Below are 19,782 nucleotides of genomic sequence, written 5' to 3' on the forward strand. Positions count from 1 at the left end.
AATAGGATCGCCCTGTCACCTGTTTAGCCTAAGCTTTCGTAACGTTGTGGGTTGTTGGTAAAAAGCAGCGATCCTGTTGTATACCAACCACTGCATGCTTTCTCGTCATGTTTTTTGGTGACTGGAAAATGAGCAGTGGTTTTTTTGTGTGATCGTCAACACTTTCCACAAAAGGTGACAGGCGTTGCGCCAAAGGGAGTAGCGTCCTTATTCTATCAACTGGGAGGAGAACACATTGAGCAACCACAAAAACCGTTGGCTGATCGCCGCTTCGGCAGTGGGCATTCACATTTCCATCGGATCTGTCTATGCCTGGAGTGTCTTCACAAAGCCGATCACCGCACAGCTGGGCTGGAGTTTAAAAGAGGCCCAATTCACGTTTAGTATCGCGATTCTATTTCTGGGTCTGTCTGCTGCCTTTCTCGGACATTTTGTGGAGAAGCATGGCCCACGCAAAGCTGGCATTTTATCTACATTATTCTTTGGCATTGGGATTGCAGGATCCGGATTGGCGATACAGCTGGAGAGTCTGTGGCTTCTTTACTTTTTCTATGGTGTCTTGGGAGGGATTGGCCTCGGGGTAGGTTATATCACGCCGGTATCGACCTTGGTTAAATGGTTCCCAGACCGTCGCGGTTTGGCGACTGGCCTAGCGATCATGGGTTTCGGTTTTGCTTCGTTGATCAGCAGCCCGATCATGCAAGCATTGATTGTCAACGTGGGCATAGCAAATACATTTTACATATTGGGTGCAGCTTATTTCGTGATCATGCTGGCGTCCGCACAGTACCTGGAACCGCCAAAAGAGGGCTGGGTACCGGCAGGCATGAAACAAGGCGGAGCTGCTGTCGTGAAGAAAAGAGCGGATTTGTCTCAATTGACTGCGAATGAAGCGGTGAAAACCCGCCGATTCTACTGGCTCTGGCTCATGCTTTTTATTAACGTGACTTGCGGTATCGCGGTGATCTCTGTCGCGTCGCCAATGGCGCAAGAAATCGTTGGCATGACTGCAGTCCAGGCGGCTACGATGGTAGGGCTGATCGGTCTTTTCAACGGTGCGGGCCGTATTGCCTGGGCGTCGATCTCCGACTACATTGGTCGTCCGAATACGTACACTGCCTTTTTTATCATCCAGATCATTACCTTCTTCATGATGCCTAGCATTACTTCCGCGATTATTTTCCAGCTTGTCGTCTATTTGACCATGACTTGCTATGGCGGTGGCTTCGCTTCGATTCCGGCTTACATCGGCGACTTGTTTGGCACGAAACAGCTGGGGGCGATTCACGGTTACATCCTGACAGCCTGGTCTGCTGCAGGACTGGTGGGTCCGATCTTCGCAGCCTGGGTACGCGAGACGACCGGAAGCTATTTTGGTACGCTTTCTGTATTTGGCGGCATGTTTATTGTGGCTTTGATTATTTCCCTGGTCATTCGCCTCGATATTAAGAAATTAAGGTCACAGGCAGAGATGAAAGCAGCAAGCTGAACAGTTTGAATCTTGTATACATGGAACTTACCATTGAAGTGACGAGGGAAATGATGATAGAATTTACAAGATGATCTACCGATAAAGGATGACTTTCTTATGAATAAATATGAAGCTGAATTTGGTAATCTTGTAAAAGCATTTCGCAAACGCCATATGGGGAAAGGTCCCAGTCTAATTCGGACGACCTTCTGCAAATGCTGGGTGATTTGTGAAATGGAAGGCAATTTATCCCCTGTCGAGAAGTTTATTGCCGGCGCTGATGATGGGAAGCAAATGCTGCGGGCGGCAAGGACGGAAATGGTCAAAGAAATGTATCGCAAAAATCATCCTGTGGAGATGGAAGAGTTTCTAGGCGCAAAGTTTTTGGATCTCTTTGTCGATATTGATATTGAAAAGGACTTTGGCATCTCGATCTTTATTTTCGATCAGGACATTGAAAAAAAGTTTTCCGAACGTTAAAATAAGTGTGAGTTGGCACTAAGTAGCGTACCTGCTGTAGACTAACCACCGGATGCAATCTCTTTTTGATTCAAAAAGGGGCTCCGGTGGTTTTTTGTTAAATACAACCATACAAAAAAGGAAATGGTGAGTTTTCATGGGAAAAACAAAACATACTGGACCGATTCGTCTGCCCAAGACCCCCGATCCTTCCCTGTGGGTAAGTCCACTTCCATTCGGACTTGGGAAAACCAAGCCGCATCATATCATGGATACTTTGAAAGTAGCGTGGGACAACCGCGATAATTTGCCATATGCCTATCGGATTTTGACTCAGGGTGTCTGTGACGGCTGCGCGCTCGGTGTATCTGGTCTCTATGATCAAACGCTTGCCGGACCGCATCTGTGCACGACTAGGCTGAGTGTGCTGCGTCTGAATACCATGCCCGCGATCAAGCCGGAAGTCCTGCATGCCGATATTGACGAATTGCGCAAGTTGGACAGCACGCAGCTGCGCAAGTTGGGCCGGATTCCGTATCCATTGATCCGCAGAAAAGGCGAAAGAACTTTTACACGCATCAGCTGGGATGAAGCGCTGGATCAGGCGGCGGCGAAGTTCAAGCAAGTGTCTCCGAAACAGACCGCTTTTTACTTGACGGCTCGCGGCATCACCAATGAATCGTATTATGTGGCAGCAAAAGTGGCCCGCTTCCTGGGTACAAACAATATCGACAATGCCTCGAGGATTTGCCATTCTCCGTCCAAAACGGCTTTGAAGCGCTCGGTTGGGATTGGTGCCTCGTCATGTAATTACAAGGATTGGATCGGGACCGACGTACTGGTGTTCTGGGGCAGTATCGCGGCCAACAACCAGCCTGTATCGACCAAGTATATGTATGCTGCAAAACGGAAAGGAACCAAAATCATCTGTATCAACCCGTATCATGAGCCGTCGATGGACCAATATTGGATTCCGTCCATCGGTGAGTCGGCGCTCTTCGGTACCAAGCTGACAGACGATTTTTATCAGGTGAACATCGGCGGCGATATCGCCTTTATGAACGGTGTGATGAAACACTGGTTTGAGATGGAGAAAGCTCAACCGGGCAGCGCGATCAACCATGAATTCGTTCAAGCACATACAAACGGCATCGAGGCACTGCGTGAGCATGTGGAAAGCCTGGACTGGGAGATTCTCGAGAAGTCATCCGGAATTACCAAGGATCGCATGAAAGAGCTGGCGCTGCTGCTTGCCAACGCAAAATCAGCTGTTTTCGTATGGAGCATGGGCTTGACCCAACACCGTTTTGGTACGGACAACATTTCGCAAGTGGCCAATCTGGCTCTGCTGCGCGGATTCTTGGGTCGTGAGCACTGCGGTCTCATGCCGATTCGCGGTCACTCTGGTGTACAAGGCTCGGGTGAAATGGGTGCCGATCCATTCAGCCTTCCTGGTGGGGAATGGAATGAAAAAGACATTGCTCGGATTGAAAAGGTATGGGGATTCACTCTGCCTAGATGGCAGGGGGACATCGTAGGTGTGACTTTAGAAAATGCCGTTCTCCCGGAAGACCATGAACGCAAATTAAAGCTCTTCTACACATCGGGGGGCAACTTCCTGGAAACGATGCCGGATCCGGATTTCATCCATCAATGTCTGGAAGCGGTCGAGCTTCGCGTCCATCAAGATATCATCCTGAATACCTCCACGCTTGTCGATGCCAAGGAGACCGTGATCGTCCTGCCAGCAATGACCCGTTATGAGCAACCGGGCGGCGGTACGTCCACTTCGACAGAGCGGATGGTGTACTTCTCCGCGGAAATCGAAGGTCCTCGGATTGAAGAAGCCCGGGCAGAATGGCAAATCTACGTTGATCTGGCTTCCCGCATCGATCCTAAACGAAAATATCTCATCAGCTTCAAGGATGCGGATGCGATCCGACAAGAGATTGCCCAAGCTGCACCGAATTATGATGGCATCCAGCATCTGAAAAAGCGCGGGGATGTGTTCCAGTGGGGCGGCGCATGGCTATGTGAAGATGGTGTCTTCCCAACTCCTGATGGCAAAGGAAATCTGCTGCCGATTCAGCTGCCGGAGCTGCGCAAGCCAGAAGGTCATTTCTATGTAACCACGCGACGCGGCAAGCAGTTTAACTCGATGATTTACCACGAGAAGGATCCATTTAATGATGCGGATCGTTATGATGTGTTGATGAGTCCGGATGATGCAAAAATGCTCAACATCCGTGAAGGTGATGCTATTGTCGTGTATAATCGACATGGAGTCTTCCATGGGCGAGCCAAGCTGGAAAATGTGCGTTCTGGGAACATCCAGGTGTACTGGCCGGAAGGAAATGTGGTCTTGCCGAAGGGTGTGTATGAGCAATACGCAGGTATTCCTGAATACAATACAGCCGTGATCGTGGAGAAGGCCGAAACATATCATGCTCATAAAGATACGAAATATGTAGAGAAGCGTGTGGAAGAGCTGGAGACGGAACTGGCCTAATGAGGGATGAATCATGACGAATCCGATCACATACAAACGAAATATTCAAAAGTACGTGGGGAATACATGTTTTACCGAAGAAGATGAGATCGCAGCGGAGTATCCGCTGACCATTGTCGTGGATGGAGAGGAATTCGCGACAATGGTCTGCTCCCCATCGGATTTGGAGGAGCTGGTCATCGGCTTCCTTGCGTCAGAAGGGGTTATTCGTACCGCGGAGGAAATTGCCTCACTTTCCATTAGTGAGGCACGCGGTTTTGCCTACGTCACCCTGGCGCAGCAAAAGCCGTTGGCAATGGCACAGCACTCCAAGCGTTTTATCGGCTCTTGCTGCGGGAAAAGCAGACAATTTTATTTGCAAAATGACATGAGAACGGCGAAGACGGTGCAAAGCCGCGCGCAAGTAACGGTCGAACAATGCATGAACCTCATGAAATCATTGCAAGAAAGCTCGGTAGATTTTCAAACGACCGGGGGCGTACACAACGCCGCACTCTGCACCAACGAAGGGATGATCATTGCGCGAACCGATATTGGCAGACACAATGCATTGGATAAACTGTTCGGGTATTGCCTCCAGCATCGGCTGCCGTTGGGGGACAAGATCATCGCGTTTAGCGGCAGAATCTCTTCCGAGGTCCTGCTTAAGGCATCGAAGATTGGTGTGGGCATCTTGTTGTCCAAATCAGCGCCAACCGATCTTGCCTTAGCGCTGGCTGATGACCTGGGAATAACGGCCGTTGGCTTTATCCGGGGGAACAGCTTGAATGTGTACACCCATCATCACCGCGTCGTAGGAGAGTAACCTGGTTGCTTGCTGGGTGTGTGGAATGGATGAATGAATGATGAGAGTATGGCAATCTTTTTGACAACATCGATTATATATGTTATAGTGAATTAGCTGTTTGAATGTAATCCTCTTCCAATCATACCTTTTTAAGCTGAATCACACTGGCGCGGTCTTCGGAGCCGCAAGGATGGAAGAGAGGAAGGGCTTTCATTGTTTTAGATCAAAAAGAAGTGACATGACCTGTTCGTAATAAATGAGTGATGAAGAGTATAATTCACATGTTTGCTAAGGATTATCACTTCAGATATGAAAAGGTATTCCTTACAAATATGTGATTTTTCATTTTTAACGAATAGGAAATTGCATATTACCACATTTTTGGAGGTCTTTGTTGATGCAAACTGTAGGAACTGTAAAATGGTTTAATGCAGAAAAAGGATTTGGATTCATTCAAGTAGAAGGCGGAGACGATGTATTCGTACACTTCAGCGCAATCCAAGGAGAAGGTTTCAAATCTCTGGATGAAGGCCAACGCGTACAATTCAACGTTGTACAAGGAAACCGCGGTCCACAAGCTGAGAACGTAGTAAAACTGTAAGAACCGCTAAAGAAAACTGCCTTCATGGAAGGCAGTTTTTTTGTCGTTGGAAAGGAGCAGACCAAGACATGATCGAATTCAGAACTTATCAAGCCATTCCGGAAGATGCGATATGCAACGGTGTGATCCGGCTGCAAGAGAAGGTCTTTCAAAGCAAAGCACACAGCTTCTTTGCCGAATTGAAGAACAAGGATGACATGCTCATTCTTGTCGCCATGGACGGGTCAGAAATCGTCGGTTACAAGATTGGCTATCAGCGTAAACCGCGTCATTTTTACAGCTGGCTGGGCGGCGTTGATCCTGCTTATCGCAGGCACGGGATCGGCAGTACCTTAATGCAGATGCAGCATGAGTGGTGTCAGCAGCGCAATTACCTGACGATTCGCACACATACCAAAAACCAGTGGAGAGACATGATCATTTTAAATTTGCGCCACGGCTTTGATATCATCGGGACCTGGACAGACGACCATGGCGAACCCAAAATTATGCTGGAAAAAAGACTGGTTCCAGCAGAAAATGAGCGTGAATAAGAGAGGTGTCCGATGGTCTTTCAACAGGAAGGTTACCAAGTCCGGTTTGAGTGGGGATATGAAGGTGTTCGCACATTAGCGCCTGTGTCAGACATCGTGGTCATCATCGATGTTCTGTCCTTTACAACCTGTGTAGATGTTGTAGTCGGACGAGGCGGTATCGTGTTTCCGTATCGTCACCGAGATGATACGGCCATCGCATATGCTGATCATGTGAACGCCCTGCTGGCGGGAAAACGTGGGGAAGCCATTTCCTTATCACCTGCTTCGCTGCAAACGATCGAAAAAGGTTCGCGAATCGTTCTGCCTTCACCAAACGGTTCAACCTGCACCGTGCTTGCAAAAGACAGCGGCGCCACAGTCATTGCAGGGTGTTTGCGAAATGCGTCAGCCGTAGCTGGATATATCAGGGAACAAAAGGGAATCGTATCCATGATTGCCTGTGGTGAGCGTTGGGCAGACGGCAGCTTGCGGCCAGCCATCGAGGATATGCTTGCAGCAGGGGCGATCATTTCAGAGCTGCAGGAAATGAGCAAATCACCCGAAGCCTTGTTGGCAGAAGGGGCGTTTAACGCGGCAGGTGGCAATTTGTCAGGGCTGCTGGAGGGCTGCAGCTCCGGTCAGGAACTCATCACAAGCGGATATGGGGAAGATGTGAAGGTTGCTTCTACCATACATACAAGCAAAATGGTCCCGATACTATCACAAGATGGGGCATATCAGGGAGGAATGCCATCATGAATTTTCAAGGAAAAACAGCACTGATCACAGGAGCAGGCAAAGGGATTGGCAAAGCGATCGCCATCGCCTTGGCCAAAGAAGGAGTCAATCTCGGACTCGTCGCAAGGACGTCAGCTGATCTGGAGGCTATGGCAGCATCGATCACACAGGCATACGGAACAAACGTAAGCGTGGCAACCGCTGACGTCTCCAAACGCAGTGAAGTGGAAGCGGCTTATCAGAAGATCGAAGCGGATTTGGGCGCGATTGACATTTTGATCAACAATGCAGGGATTGCGACGTTTGGTGCGGTCACGGAGATGCCGCCTGAGGAATGGGAACGCATTATCCAGGTGAATCTCATGGGGACTTACTATATGACGTATATGGTATTGCCTGGCATGATCGCCCGTAAGAGCGGCAATATCGTTAACATTGCATCGACAGCGGGAGAAAGAGGCTTTGCCACAGGTTCAGCCTATTGCGCGTCAAAATTTGCGGTGCTTGGCTTCACGGAAGCTGTCTTGCAAGAAGTACGCAAGCACAACATACGGGTAACCGCGTTGACACCTAGCACGGTCAATACGGAGCTGGCTGCAAAAGCGGGGCTGAAGATCGGAGACGAGGATCGGATGCTGCAGCCGGAAGATGTGGCAGAGTTAGCATTGGCCACTTTGCAGCTGCCCGAACGTGTCTTTGTAAAAACAGCTGGAATCTGGACCACCAATCCACAATAATCAAATACATAAGGCATTTTACAACGAAAACCTGGTGAGCAAAACTCTCACCAGGTTTTTTCTAGGTTTCAGCAGTCCAATAATCTACGAGAAACTCCCGGAATTTCTGTGCTGCGAGGGAAAGATAACGGTTTTCATGCCAGACCAATTGGAAAGTACGCGAGCTCTCGGTATCGTCAATTTTAAGACGGTGGTACGGCAGATCTTCATCCCCTATACAATTCCCCACAAAAGCCACACCAAGTCCGGCTTGCACCAGATTGGCGATCGAGCCTGGTTCATCGACCTCGCATACCACATTCGGCATAAAACCTTCCCGGATGCAAATTTCTTCGTTCATTTTTCGGATTGGATGCCCTTCTTTGTAGCTGATAAATGGTTCATTTGCGAGCTCGTGCAAGAAAGTGGTTTCCTGATTTGCCAGTCTGTGTCCGAATGGTACCGCGATATACACGTTTTCTTGTAGAACAGGAACGGCGCAAATGCCTGGCTGTTCAACAGGGGTCATACTGAATCCAAAATCAATGTCTCCGTTTTCCGTCAGGAGCTTGCCCATTTCATCCAGAGAAACCTGGGTAATGCGAAAATTGATTTTGGGATACTGGGAAAGAAAGATACCTAACGGCTTCGTGAGGCGATTCAGGGTAGTTGTGGCCAGATGGATCGAGCCGGTCTCCAAGCCGGCCAGATCATTGACTTCTCTTCGCCCCTCTTCGAGCAAGCTCAAGGCCATTTCCGTTTTTCTCAGGAATGCTTTTCCATACGTATTGAGCTTGATTTGCCTGCCTTGACGGTCAAATAATGGTACACCCAGATCGTCTTCAAGGCGTGCGATCGTCTTGCTGAGCGCCGGCTGTGCGATGCGCAATTCATTCGCTGCTTTTGTCATGTGTTCCAACCTTGCCACGGTTCGGAAATAATGCAGCTGAAGCAATTCCATCATGGCTCACCTCGCCATTCATATACTCAGAGTTATCAATGATATAGAACAAGATGTATTTTTCATTATGATCATACAATTATAGAATAAAAGTGCGCAAAAGAAAATGAAGCTTCCCGGGAAGTAAGCCATGGAGAAAGTGGGTTTCGAGAAGTGGGAAAGGAAGAGCACCAACCAACAAGTGAAAAATTATTGCGAATACTGGCATTTACCTTGGCCATTACTCTGATGAGTGCAACGATGTTTAACCTTGTATTGCCCGAAATCACCATGGAGCTGCAATTGTCTCTTTCGCAGGCCAGCTGGATAACTTCTGGATTTTTGCTTGTTTATGCGATTGGCACGGTTATGTATGGAAAACTGGCAGATACTTTTCGACTGAAAAATCTGCTCACATTCGGGTTCACGATGTTTGCGGTCGGTTCCGTGATCGGTCTATTCGCCCATGTTTTTTGGCTGGTGCTTCTCGGAAGGATCCTTCAGGCAGTGGGTGCAGCGGTTGTTCCTGCAGCTGCATCGATCATCCCGATTCGCTATTTTTCACCGGAGAAACGAGGCAGAGCCATGGGAATCGCGATGACTGGCCTTGCGATCGGAAGCGCGATTGGACCGATTGTCGCTTCGCTGGTCGTGAGCATCCTGCATTGGCGCTGGCTGTTTTGCATGCCGCTTCTGATATTGCTGACCCTTCCGAGGAAGGGGGGGAAACTCGCAGATGTAAAAGGAAATGCGTATCTAATCGTCGTGGCTTCGGCTCTGTTAGGGAGTTGCTTTCTTCTCATGTCTTTGTTCACGGGGAATTCGCCTCTGTTGATCGTGCTGTTTTTAATCCTCGGCAATGTAGGGCAAACGTTTATGATGATCGGCTTATCGCATACCCTCTCGCGAACGCTTCCGCAAGATCAAACGGGTGTGGGAATGGGTTTCCTCTCGATGATGAACTTTATTGCTGGGGCCGTTTCCGCGGGAGTATATAGCCGGGTCGTTGATCAAGGAGCGCATACCCAATGGCTTCCTCTGCCTATGAACCCGGAGGCGTATGTATACAGCAATATCTATGTGGTGCTTCTGATGATCCACGTTAGCATCTTGTTCATTCATTATTTTCTGCGGCGAGAAAGGACGATGAAACATGCATACACAGCCAAATAAAATGAAAGCAGCCGGCTTCTATTCGTATGGAACCCCGGAAGTTCTCCAACTCATTGAATTGGACCTCCCGCAGCCTGGTGAGGGGGAAGTGCGAGTACGGGTAAAAGCTGCGGGTGTCCAGCCGGTTGATTGTGCGATTCGTACAGGATGGACGCCACCAGGGGTAAATATTACGTTTCCTCATGTGACGGGCGGAGAATTTGCAGGTGTCATCGATCAAATCGGAGAGGGTGTCACGAGCTTTGCGGTGGGCGATGAAGTGCTTGGCTTTCGAACGCAATTCACATACGCGGAATACTTGGTCGTTTCTGTTGATCAGATCGTCCGTAAGCCGGAAGCCATGCCTTGGGCGGTTGCTGGGGGACTTTCTGGAGCTGGACAGACCGCCCATACCGCACTCGAGGAATTGGGTGTCCGCAGGGGAGATACGCTCCTGATCAACGGTGCGGCTGGCGGTGTGGGGACAGTTGCCGTGCAAATCGCCCGCGAGTGGGGAGCCACAGTAATCGGTACGGCCAGTGAGGCGAATCATGACTATTTGCGGGCTTTAGGCGCCATCCCGGTGATGTATGGGGAAGGACTCTTGGATCGTCTCCGGGCCGTTGCGCCGCATGGTATCGATGTTGCCCTGGATGCTGCCAGTGCAGACGGGCTTCGTGTGGCTGCACAGCTTGTGCCGGATAAAAACCGGGTAGGGACGATTTTTGCCTACGAGCTCGCGGATGAGCTGGGTGTCCGGTGGATCCGCAGTAATCGATCCGCCGCACGACTTGCTAAGCTTGTAGCGCTATACAATGAAGGAAAGCTGCATATCCATATCCGAAAAACGTTTCCTCTCGAACAAGCTGCTGACGCGCATCGGGAAATTGAGACCGGACATGGTCGGGGCAAAATCGTCCTGCAAATGGATTAAAAAGCAAAACCGCCTCCAAAAAGGAGACGGCCGTGTCGGGTTCAGTGCGATGGGGTGCTAACGATCATCATTTGCGGCGCATCTACCTCCAAAAGAGCTAGATCAAACCTACTTGAGATCTTACAACCCTTCTGCGGTGAGACTTATAACATCCATGGCGCATCGCCTCCAAGAGTCGAAAAACCATTGATCAAGCTCACCGAACCCGACAATTGTAGAATAACCGATACCGGCAAATTCTATTCTTCGATGAGCAAAAGTGCATGGCTTTTTGATCTTGACTTCTCCTGATACATTTCCACATCCGCTTTTCTGATGATTTCCTCTACAGACAAATCCATCCCAGAGCGGTAGTGAAACAGGCCGTGGCTAAAGGAGATCTGATAAGGCCTTTGCTGTTGTACGCTTGTTTCAGCAAATGCTTCCCGTATGTTTTCGCAAATTGTCTGTACTTCTATAAGTTGTTTATGGAAAAACAAAATGATAAACTCATCCCCGCCATATCGGAAAAGCACGTCATCCTTCCCGATATGGCTCTGGATGAGATTGCCTGCCGTCTTGATCAAATGATCCCCTTCGGTATGACCATACGTATCGTTTACTGCCTTTAACTTGTTCACATCAATAAAACATACAATAAACTCTAATGGTTCAGTTTTCGCTCGATCGAGTGTCTCTTGCAAACATTCAATTCCACCTCTGCGATTCATGACACCCGTAAGCATATCCAATGAGGCGCGTCGGGTTAATTCCTCCTCCATTTTTTTCATTTCGGTAATATCGGTTAAACCCGTTAAAATACATTTCTCGTTTGCATAGTCAATCAATTCGAAATTGGCCAGTACCCAACGAGTATCATCAGGTGTGAGAGATTGCTCCATGATGAAATTTTTGATGGACTTGCTTTGACTGAGTTCAGCCAAGACGGATTGTTTCTCTTCTTTCGATTGAAAGATGTGCGGTTCATCTAGCGTAGGCTCTATTTTTAGCGTAGACTGAAAATACTCTCTGGCACTTTGATTCACTAGCAAAATTTTCCCATCCTGTGCGCTCGACAGAAGCAGGGGAAATGGATTCATATCAAAGAGCCTCAGCAGGTTTTCCTGATTTTCCGTTAGCTTTTTCTGATCCAGGAAACGATGCTGCCTGAGCGAATAGGAGCTGAATGAAATAAGCAAGGCACATCCTACAGCGATTGTCGTATTAATCTGACTGGACAAATTGGTGTAAAGATTCAAACGAATCATATTGAGACCAATCAGAAACACTGCATGGTTCAATAAAAGGATCATCAAGAACCGCTTCGGTGGAATGGGAAATACCGCCGCAACCGTAATGATGATGAGGATGTAGGCATCGATGTTGCCCGCTAATCGTTGGCTGTTGAGGGAACCGAGTGCTCCCATGAAAATATAGGAGAACAGATATACATCAATCAAGATAGCAGCATAGGGGGAACCAATAAAACTATGTGAAAGGCTTTTCATTTTGCGATAGAAAATGAAATAACAAACAGATAGCAGCAAACCTGCGAGGTGGACACCCACTAGTGAATAACGAAAGACGAGATCAGGTACATGTCGATAGAGAAAGAAATCGGCATAAAAATAATACAGATAAAGGAGCATAAGCGTAACGGAGCTCAACTTCAATCTGTAAAACAACAATTCGTGATTTTCTGCTTGAAAATCTTTTCGTTCCTCGAATGAATTTGACTGGTAAAATTTACGCAATAGTGAAAACAACCGTATCCTATCCTTTGTTAGGTATTATGGATTATTGTACCATAATAACATGAGGGAAACGGTTAATTTTGTATGACTTCATTAATAGGTCATTCGTACCAATTGTTGCTGCATTGTGGTAATCATGGTAATGGAAATTCGAAAGGAGATGGATGGAGTGGACAACGTTACCAAAGTGTTCATAGAGAAGCCAGCAAGTGACGTGTTTGAAGCATTTGTAGACCCGGCGAAGATCGGCAACTTTTGGTTTTCATCCAGTTCGGATAGATGGGAACAGGGAAAAACGATTACCTTGACATACGTGGAGTACAATGCTGAATTAGCAATTGAAATCCTGGAAGTAGAACCCAACGAAAAAATCGTATTCCGGTGGGGAGCGAATGGCGAAGGGCATATTGTCACGATTTTGCTGAGAAAAATGGGGAATTCAAATACCTTGATTGAGGTGACAGAAGCAGGTTTTCAGGAAAATGACGAGAATGTTGTCGTTCAGTTATTGGACAATAAAGAAGGCTGGGTATTTATGTTAACCTGCCTAAAAGCCTATCTTGAATTCGGCGTCACCCGCTTGCGTACTGGACTGGCCAAATGAGGGGTTAGAGAGCAAACCAAAACGATGAGACGATAAGGTCTCTGAATTGATGAGCAAATAACGATATATCGGCCGAAGTGACTCATTCTGATTCGAATGGTCATTTCGGCCATTTTTTATGGGGAAAAGGAGAAGCCAGGTGTCAGGTCAACCGTATAAGTCAATGCCGTTAGGAAAAAATACCTGTATTGATTGATGGAGGAGGTCACTCACTGGGTGAACAATCAGGTATTAGCCGCTCACGAATCGTTGGAAATCCATGAGGTGCTCAATTTCAAAACACTGTGTCTGGCAAAGTCAAAACTCATGCAAGGTCTGGTATTCGACCAAGAATTAAGAGCTTTGATGCAAAAAGATGTGCAGCAATCGACACAAGCCATCGCAGAACTTCAAGCTGTCTATGCAAAAGCACCTTTTCAAGCGCCAGTTCCGCAAAACCGTCCGACTCCGATTATCGAGTGAAGGGATGAAGCATATGAACCATGACTACTTAGATCCGATAAACTCCTTGCATGTGCCTGAGCTGGCAGATACGACGTTTGCCATGGATTTTCTCATTCGCGCCAAGGAAGGCGTCCGAAATCTCGCTTTCGCCTTGACGGAAACGGCTTCTCCGGACGCGCGTGCGGTGCTGCGCAATCAACTCCGGCAAGCGATTGCGATGCATCAGGAGATCACGGAGCTGATGCTCAGAAAAAAGTGGTTTCATCCTTATGAGTTACAAGAGCAGTATCAGTTGGACATGCTTTCTGCGAACAATACCGTACTCATTGGGCAAATGAATTTATTCCCGGATGATACCTCAAGAATAGGGATGTTTGATCGAACACCCGATGACGCGAATCATGGAGGAGCACTTACATGAAGGCTGTTACGTATCAAGGCATTAAAAATGTTGTGGTCAAAGACGTGCCGGACCCAAGGATCGAGAAGCCGGATGACATGATCGTCAAAATCACTTCTACCGCCATTTGCGGGTCAGACCTTCACCTGATTCATGGCATGATTCCCAATCTTCAGGAGGATTATGTGATCGGTCATGAACCGATGGGCATCGTGGAAGAGGTAGGGCCAGGGGTAACAAAGCTGAAAAAAGGGGATCGCGTCATTATCCCTTTTACGATTGCGTGCGGCGAATGTTTTTATTGCAAGAATCAGCTGGAGAGCCAGTGCGATCAATCCAACGAAAATGGCGAGATGGGTGCCTATTTTGGCTATTCAGGTTCGACGGGCGGATATGCAGGCGGTCAGGCGGAGTATCTGCGTGTCCCTTTCGCAAACTTTACGCATTTCAAAATACCGGAAAACTGCGAAGTACCGGATGAACAGCTGTGCCTGATATCGGACGCCATGTCCACCGCTTTTTGGACAGTGGATAACGCTGGCGTAAAGAGTGGCGATACCGTAATCGTGCTTGGCTGCGGTCCGGTTGGATTGCTCACACAGAAATTCTGCTGGTTAAAAGGCGCAAAGCGTGTCATCGCGGTAGACTATGTGGACTACCGTTTGCAGCACGCCAAAAAGACAAACCTCGTGGAAATTGTGAACTTTGAACAAGAGCCCAACATCGGCAACCACCTGAAAGAAATCACCAATGGGGGAGCCGATGTAGTGATTGATGCGGTGGGAATGGATGGCAAGATGAGTGATCTGGAGTTTCTTGCGAGTGGAATGAAGCTGCAGGGAGGCACAATCAGTGCACTGGTCATCGCGACGCAAGCCGTGCGCAAGGGGGGAACGATCCAGATCACGGGGGCATACGGGGGGAGATATCACGCGTTCCCGCTGGGCGACATCATGCAGCGCAATATTACCATTCGCTCCGGACAGGCCCCCGTCATTCATTACATGCCCCATATGTATGAGTTAGTCACATCCGGGAAAGTCGACCCAAGCGATGTGATCACGCATGTCCTGCCGCTTGACCAAGCCAAGCACGGGTATGAAGTTTTCGATACGAAGATGGACAACTGCATTAAAGTGGTACTGAAGCCATAAGCAAAAATGAAAAGAAGGGACGATGCGATATGGCGTATGCCCTGCATGAAACGCTGGAAGTGCATGAAATAGCAGCCTTCAAAGCATTATGCCTGACGAAATCAAAGACCATGCGCGCACTGGTAAGTGACCCGGAGCTAAAACAACTTATGGCCATGGACGCCGAAATCTCAACCCGTCAGATTCAAGAGCTTTCCGCAATTTTATCCAAGGCCAGTCATTAGGAGGAAGCGATGAATTCATTGGTGGAATATTTAACCGGGATGGATACGTTAACCGATCAGGTGGTCGCGATGGATTTGCTGATCTCAGCAAAAAGTGCGGTACGGAACTATGCGTTGGCCGTCACGGAAGCTGTCACCCCGGAGATCAAGGATACGCTCATCAAACATCTGGAAGAGGCGATCGACATGCATGAGCGAGTCATTTCGTACATGATGGAGCGCGGACTCTATAAGCCGTGGGAAGTAAGCGAACAGAGTCAAATGGATTTGCAAAACATGAATACGGCAGCAAATGCCCCACTGTTGTAAATCGATAGCATTACATTCGCGGCAGCCTGGGCAAGGGGAACTTGAGCGAGACGCGAAGGATGGTCGCCAAACCAAGATATCCAAACAGCGGGTAAAAGAACAACAGCAGCTGGGAATAGCCGATCAGGCAGAAGAGGAAACTGACCAGAAACAACACGAGGTACAAGGTGTGTTCCTGAACCGTAAAGATTTCTCGCAGTTGCTGAGTGATCCCGAAAATGTTGGAGATCAGCGTCGTGAAAATTTCTGCGTACAAGACGAGAACAAAAAACAGCTGAAGCATTTGGCTCCAGTCTTCTGTCAGATAGACCATGGGAACATCCAGCATCCTGACATCATCCCAGTGCGAGAGCATGGCGCCATGGGCAACAATCAGCATAAAGCCGAGACCCGCTCCACCCAAGATTGCTGCTCGTTTTAAAATGCTTACATCCCGTACATGGGAGCCAATGGGAACCAAGACGGATTGAGCCATCGCCAGATTGAACGAGACATACAGAATGGCTTTCCACACAAAGGAAAAATCATGAGGACGGTCTTCCGGTACCGGATTGCTCACGTCCCCAGTTGCCAGAATCAGAAAGGAAAAAAGCAGCATCATGGGAACGACGATGGAGTTAACCGCCAAAAGCTGATTTAACCCCTTCGACAGAACCAGCAGGGACAATACAATTGTCAGGATGACCCCCAGTAAATAGGGAACACCAAATTTTTCATCAAGTACAGAACCAGAGCCCGCCAGCATGACCGTCGTCACACCCAACAGCGTAATGAATACGAGCAGGTTCACCACTCTGCCAATGATCGGACCAAACATGGCGTTGTTAAACGATTCATAGGATCTTGCCCCGATTTTGTGCGCATAGAGCATCATTTTGTAACCCAGCCAAACGAATAAGCAGGTGGCCAGAAAGATCCCGATAGTGCCCCAATGTCCGTAGGAAGTAAAAAACGCAAGAATTTCCTGTCCGCTGGCAAAGCCTGCCCCTACGACCGTCCCGATGTAAGTAGCAGCGATTTGAATGCTTTTTCCCCATTTGCGCATTCTCGACAATCCTTTCCAAAACAAGCTGGTACATATGTATGAGACAACCCGCACAAAAAAGAACGGACGGCTCGAGAAAGCCGTCCATTTTTTTCCTTTTGAATGGAGTTTATATGAGTAACATAGCCACGACGGTGGTGACAAGAAGGCCGATCATGACGGGATACAGGTTGCGCCTCGCCAATTCAAAAGGGTCGACTCCGCAGATCGCGGCGGCGGGAATCAAGGCCCAGGGAATGAGCGTGCCGCCTCCCACCCATATGGCCGCTACCTGACCTAAAGCGGTAAGCGTATCGATCCCTGTACCAAGGGATGTAGCGAATAACTGGGCAACCGATCCTGCCAGCGTGATGCCGGAGAAACCGGATCCGTCCAAGCCGGTGATGACGCCTACAAGCGTGAGGGTAACGGCAGCAATCTCTTTATTCAAAGGAATGGTATGAGCCAAAGCGATGCCCAGATCATTTACAATCCCTTGTGAACCAGGAGGCAATACCTCCCCAAACACCTTCACAAAGCCACTGTCGCCCATATAAAAGAAAGCAGCGATGGGAATGACAGGCCCAAACACTTTAAACCCGAATTGAAACCCTTGAATCAAGTAATCCGTCACTTTTTCCAAGCCACCCGTTTGATGCGCGAAGAGACTGACGAGTATGAGGATCAGCAAAGAAGTGCCGCCGACGAGTGCCGTGGCATCCCCTCCCCGTAAATCAAAAGCAAACATGGCGATCACGTCTGCTGCAAACAGCAAGGGCACCAAGACTGCAAACGTTCGACGAATCAAGCGGGGAATTTCCACGTGAACAGATTGTTTTTCCGCTTCAATCCGCGCAATCCGCTCTTGCGACATTGCCAGGGTGCCTTTCCTAAGATCGCGGCGGAGCAGCCAAAACGCGCTGAGGGTCGTCACCAAGCCCATCACTGCAACAAGCGGGACACTGGCAGCGAGGACATCTCCCACGGGAATACCCGCTGCTTTTGCTGTTAAGGTCGGTGCTCCTTGGATAATATAATCACCAGATAGCGCAATTCCGTGTCCAAATAGGTTCATTGCCACAGCCACACCCAAGGCAGGCAAACCGACGCGAATGGCGACTGGGAGCATTACCGCGCCTACCAATGCGACAGCGGGAGAGGGCCAGAAAAACCAAGAGATGGTCATCATGACAATGCCAATGATCCAATACGCCATCGAAGCATTCCGGATCAGGAATGTCATGGGCCGAATCATCGTTTCGTTGATCCCTGTTTCCGTCAAGACATGACTCATCGCGACGATTATACAGATGACCAGAATGGTGGGCAAGAGCTCGGTGATTGCAAAAATAAAGCTGCCAAAAATGCCGCCGACCGATTGGGTGATCGAACCGGTAGCTGTCAATCCGAGTAGGGCAACCCCGACGATACAGACCAAACTCGTATCTCGACGAAAGAGCATCATGAGGATGATGAATAATACAAAAAGTACATAAACACCGTGCAGCAAGATGAGATCAACACCCATGCCTTCACCCTCCTTTTTACGTAAGCAGGACTAAAGCCCTTTGCCAGCAGAATATGCATGTGTCTGGGCTTAGGTGAAAGCGGATAGATACCCCATTAGAGCAAGAGGAAAAGTGGAGAAAGCTGGTATTCTCACAGCGATTATGTCACTATACATATGTATGAAATGTTGAGAGGAGGGGGGCGTCTTTGCGATAAGCAACACGCGAAACGCCGATTCAGCGATGAAGCTACAAACCATTCCACTGCAGCGAAAAATGGAGCAAGCGATTACCCTTCTGGAACGACGGTTTCTGGAACGAAACGAATTGATCCGCCTGCTTTTGCTGGGAATCATGAGCGGTGAAAATGTCTTATTGATCGGACCACCAGGGACTGCCAAATCACAGCTGGCCAGAGCGATCGGACAACTTTTTGGCACCGAGCATTGGTTTGATTACTTGCTGACCCGCTTCACGACTCCCGATGAGATATTCGGACCGGTCTCGTTGCAGCAGCTCAAGCAGGACCAGTATGTTCGAAAAACATCCGGCTACTTGCCGACCGCACAGTTTGCTTTTCTGGATGAGATTTTTAAAGCAAACAGCGCTATTTTGAACGCGCTGCTTTCCATATTGAATGAACGCATCTATTTTAATGGGAGGGAAAAGGAACCCGTCCCCCTGTTGTTCCTGATCGCCGCGTCCAATGAGCTGCCGGATGAACAGGATCAATTGGCAGCTTTGTATGATCGATTTTTGATCCGCTATGAGGTCGGGTATTTGAAACATGCTTCCAGCTACGAGGCGATGTTCAACCTGCCCAAGGAATCCTTGCCTGTTGTCTTTTCGCTGTATGATGCAAAAGATGTGCAACAAGCAGCCAAAGAAGTCGAGCTGCCTGAGAAGCTGGTCTATTTTTTATACCGATTAAAGCAAGACCTGGAAGAAAAGGAATACGAGATTTCCGACAGACGCTTGAGCAAGATCGCACATGTCTGGAAAACGTCTGCCGCGATGCATGGTCGCGAACAGGTTTCCATTTGGGATACCGTATTTACCCCGCATATGTTGTGGGATGTACCGGAGGATTTGCCTGTGCTGAAAGAAACGTTTGAGCAGCGCTTTATGGAAGCCCTAAAAGAGGACATCAACAGTGAATTGCCTCTGCGTAAGTACAATCAGATTGCACAGCGCTGGCTGGAGAAAGAATCCGACTTGCATGCTTTTCAATTCAAAAAAGAGATCGGTGCCAAGATGGGAAAGGAAGCTGCCGAAAATCTTCGCGTCTTGCTGGAGGAGGCACGTCTTGAGATCGAAGAAACCGCACGCGATCTGCGGGCTAGACTGCTGGCGTGGCTACAGAAGGAAAAGGACTTGGCCGCTTTTATCCGAGAAAAGAATTACTTGATCGCCGATGCCGAAAAGTATGCGGTCAAATATGCCCATCTGCGCATTGAGGGAGAGCGGACGCTGCAAGTGCTGCAAGGTTTGTATCGGACGATTTTTGACCGGGAAATACCGGGCTGCGAATACGACTACACCTTGTAGGTAGATAGGAGG

At 48.6% G+C, this 19,782-nt stretch carries 21 protein-coding genes; 17 read left to right on the top strand and 4 right to left on the bottom strand.

What is annotated here, in order from left to right; all coding sequences use genetic code 11:
* Positions 1 to 235: 235 nt before the first annotated feature.
* The 8 genes from EIZ37_RS07470 to EIZ37_RS07505 all read left to right on the top strand — a co-directional run bounded on the left by EIZ37_RS07470 (position 236) and on the right by EIZ37_RS07505 (position 7,817).
* Positions 236 to 1,489 (top strand): L-lactate MFS transporter, encoded by a 1,254-nt coding sequence (locus EIZ37_RS07470; RefSeq protein WP_134683958.1) that lies wholly within the window; start codon positions 236 to 238, stop codon positions 1,487 to 1,489.
* A gap of 99 nt (positions 1,490 to 1,588) precedes the next feature.
* Positions 1,589 to 1,951: a DUF2294 domain-containing protein gene (locus EIZ37_RS07475; RefSeq protein WP_134683959.1), complete on the top strand. Its 363-nt coding sequence runs from the start codon at positions 1,589 to 1,591 to the stop codon at positions 1,949 to 1,951.
* A gap of 136 nt (positions 1,952 to 2,087) precedes the next feature.
* A complete protein-coding gene (locus EIZ37_RS07480) occupies positions 2,088 to 4,439 on the top strand; it encodes an FdhF/YdeP family oxidoreductase (protein WP_134683960.1) in 2,352 nt (783 codons plus the stop codon).
* Between the two features lie 13 nt (positions 4,440 to 4,452).
* A complete protein-coding gene (fdhD, locus tag EIZ37_RS07485) occupies positions 4,453 to 5,244 on the top strand; it encodes a formate dehydrogenase accessory sulfurtransferase FdhD (RefSeq protein ID WP_134683961.1) in 792 nt (263 codons plus the stop codon).
* Between the two features lie 379 nt (positions 5,245 to 5,623).
* A complete protein-coding gene (locus EIZ37_RS07490) occupies positions 5,624 to 5,827 on the top strand; it encodes a cold-shock protein (protein ID WP_134683962.1) in 204 nt (67 codons plus the stop codon).
* Between the two features lie 68 nt (positions 5,828 to 5,895).
* Positions 5,896 to 6,360: a GNAT family N-acetyltransferase gene (locus EIZ37_RS07495; protein ID WP_235827911.1), complete on the top strand. Its 465-nt coding sequence runs from the start codon at positions 5,896 to 5,898 to the stop codon at positions 6,358 to 6,360.
* Between the two features lie 12 nt (positions 6,361 to 6,372).
* Complete coding sequence (locus EIZ37_RS07500) at positions 6,373 to 7,101, top strand: 2-phosphosulfolactate phosphatase (RefSeq protein ID WP_134683963.1); 729 nt, start codon at positions 6,373 to 6,375, stop codon at positions 7,099 to 7,101.
* Positions 7,098 to 7,817 carry a 3-ketoacyl-ACP reductase gene (locus tag EIZ37_RS07505; RefSeq protein ID WP_134683964.1) on the top strand — a complete coding sequence of 240 codons (720 nt, stop codon included), beginning with the start codon at positions 7,098 to 7,100 and terminating at the stop codon, positions 7,815 to 7,817. The genes EIZ37_RS07500 and EIZ37_RS07505 overlap by 4 nt, the downstream gene beginning before the upstream one ends.
* A 61-nt stretch (positions 7,818 to 7,878) precedes the next feature.
* Here EIZ37_RS07505 and EIZ37_RS07510 read toward each other — a convergent pair whose 3' ends face one another.
* A complete protein-coding gene (locus EIZ37_RS07510) occupies positions 7,879 to 8,757 on the bottom strand; it encodes a LysR family transcriptional regulator (RefSeq protein WP_134684112.1) in 879 nt (292 codons plus the stop codon).
* Positions 8,758 to 8,910: 153 nt separating this feature from the next.
* Between EIZ37_RS07510 and EIZ37_RS07515 the strand changes: the two genes are divergently transcribed.
* Together EIZ37_RS07515 and EIZ37_RS07520 are read left to right on the top strand one after the other, a co-directional pair.
* A complete protein-coding gene (locus EIZ37_RS07515; protein WP_268898739.1) occupies positions 8,911 to 9,909 on the top strand; it encodes an MFS transporter in 999 nt (332 codons plus the stop codon).
* Position 9,910: 1 nt separating this feature from the next.
* Entirely contained in the window at positions 9,911 to 10,822 is a 912-nt protein-coding gene (locus tag EIZ37_RS07520; protein ID WP_134684114.1) for an NADP-dependent oxidoreductase, read from the top strand.
* 239 nt (positions 10,823 to 11,061) lie between these two features.
* Here EIZ37_RS07520 and EIZ37_RS07525 read toward each other — a convergent pair whose 3' ends face one another.
* The gene (locus EIZ37_RS07525) at positions 11,062 to 12,567 is read right to left on the bottom strand and encodes a sensor domain-containing diguanylate cyclase (protein ID WP_134683965.1); all 1,506 of its coding nucleotides are present in this window, start codon (positions 12,565 to 12,567) and stop codon (positions 11,062 to 11,064) included.
* A gap of 157 nt (positions 12,568 to 12,724) precedes the next feature.
* Here EIZ37_RS07525 and EIZ37_RS07530 point away from each other — a divergent pair, with 157 nt between their 5' ends.
* The 6 genes from EIZ37_RS07530 (at position 12,725) to EIZ37_RS07555 (ending at position 15,690) form a co-directional block, all read left to right on the top strand.
* The gene (locus EIZ37_RS07530; protein ID WP_235827912.1) at positions 12,725 to 13,159 is read left to right on the top strand and encodes an SRPBCC family protein; all 435 of its coding nucleotides are present in this window, start codon (positions 12,725 to 12,727) and stop codon (positions 13,157 to 13,159) included.
* Between the two features lie 216 nt (positions 13,160 to 13,375).
* Positions 13,376 to 13,621 (top strand): spore gernimation protein GerQ, encoded by a 246-nt coding sequence (locus EIZ37_RS07535; RefSeq protein ID WP_134683966.1) that lies wholly within the window; start codon positions 13,376 to 13,378, stop codon positions 13,619 to 13,621.
* A 13-nt stretch (positions 13,622 to 13,634) separates the two neighbouring features.
* Positions 13,635 to 14,024, top strand: a complete 390-nt coding sequence (locus tag EIZ37_RS07540) for a spore coat protein (protein WP_134683967.1) — start codon at positions 13,635 to 13,637, stop codon at positions 14,022 to 14,024.
* A complete protein-coding gene (locus EIZ37_RS07545) occupies positions 14,021 to 15,157 on the top strand; it encodes a zinc-dependent alcohol dehydrogenase (protein WP_134683968.1) in 1,137 nt (378 codons plus the stop codon). Before EIZ37_RS07540 ends, EIZ37_RS07545 begins: the two co-directional genes overlap by 4 nt.
* A gap of 29 nt (positions 15,158 to 15,186) precedes the next feature.
* Positions 15,187 to 15,381 (top strand): hypothetical protein, encoded by a 195-nt coding sequence (locus EIZ37_RS07550; RefSeq protein WP_134683969.1) that lies wholly within the window; start codon positions 15,187 to 15,189, stop codon positions 15,379 to 15,381.
* 9 nt (positions 15,382 to 15,390) lie between these two features.
* Complete coding sequence (locus EIZ37_RS07555; RefSeq protein ID WP_134683970.1) at positions 15,391 to 15,690, top strand: spore coat protein; 300 nt, start codon at positions 15,391 to 15,393, stop codon at positions 15,688 to 15,690.
* A gap of 10 nt (positions 15,691 to 15,700) precedes the next feature.
* On the opposite strand, the gene EIZ37_RS07560 is transcribed toward EIZ37_RS07555, so the two are convergent.
* Both EIZ37_RS07560 and EIZ37_RS07565 read right to left on the bottom strand, forming a co-directional pair.
* Positions 15,701 to 16,735 (bottom strand): YkvI family membrane protein, encoded by a 1,035-nt coding sequence (locus tag EIZ37_RS07560; RefSeq protein ID WP_134683971.1) that lies wholly within the window; start codon positions 16,733 to 16,735, stop codon positions 15,701 to 15,703.
* Between the two features lie 109 nt (positions 16,736 to 16,844).
* Complete coding sequence (locus tag EIZ37_RS07565; RefSeq protein ID WP_134683972.1) at positions 16,845 to 18,242, bottom strand: hypothetical protein; 1,398 nt, start codon at positions 18,240 to 18,242, stop codon at positions 16,845 to 16,847.
* A gap of 223 nt (positions 18,243 to 18,465) precedes the next feature.
* Between EIZ37_RS07565 and EIZ37_RS07570 the strand changes: the two genes are divergently transcribed.
* Positions 18,466 to 19,770, top strand: coding sequence for an AAA family ATPase (locus tag EIZ37_RS07570; RefSeq protein WP_134683973.1), 1,305 nt, complete (start codon positions 18,466 to 18,468; stop codon positions 19,768 to 19,770).
* Positions 19,771 to 19,782 lie beyond the last annotated feature (12 nt).

The sequence above is a fragment of the Brevibacillus migulae genome (assembly GCF_004521915.1).
Lineage (GTDB): Bacteria > Bacillota > Bacilli > Brevibacillales > Brevibacillaceae > Brevibacillus_F > Brevibacillus_F migulae.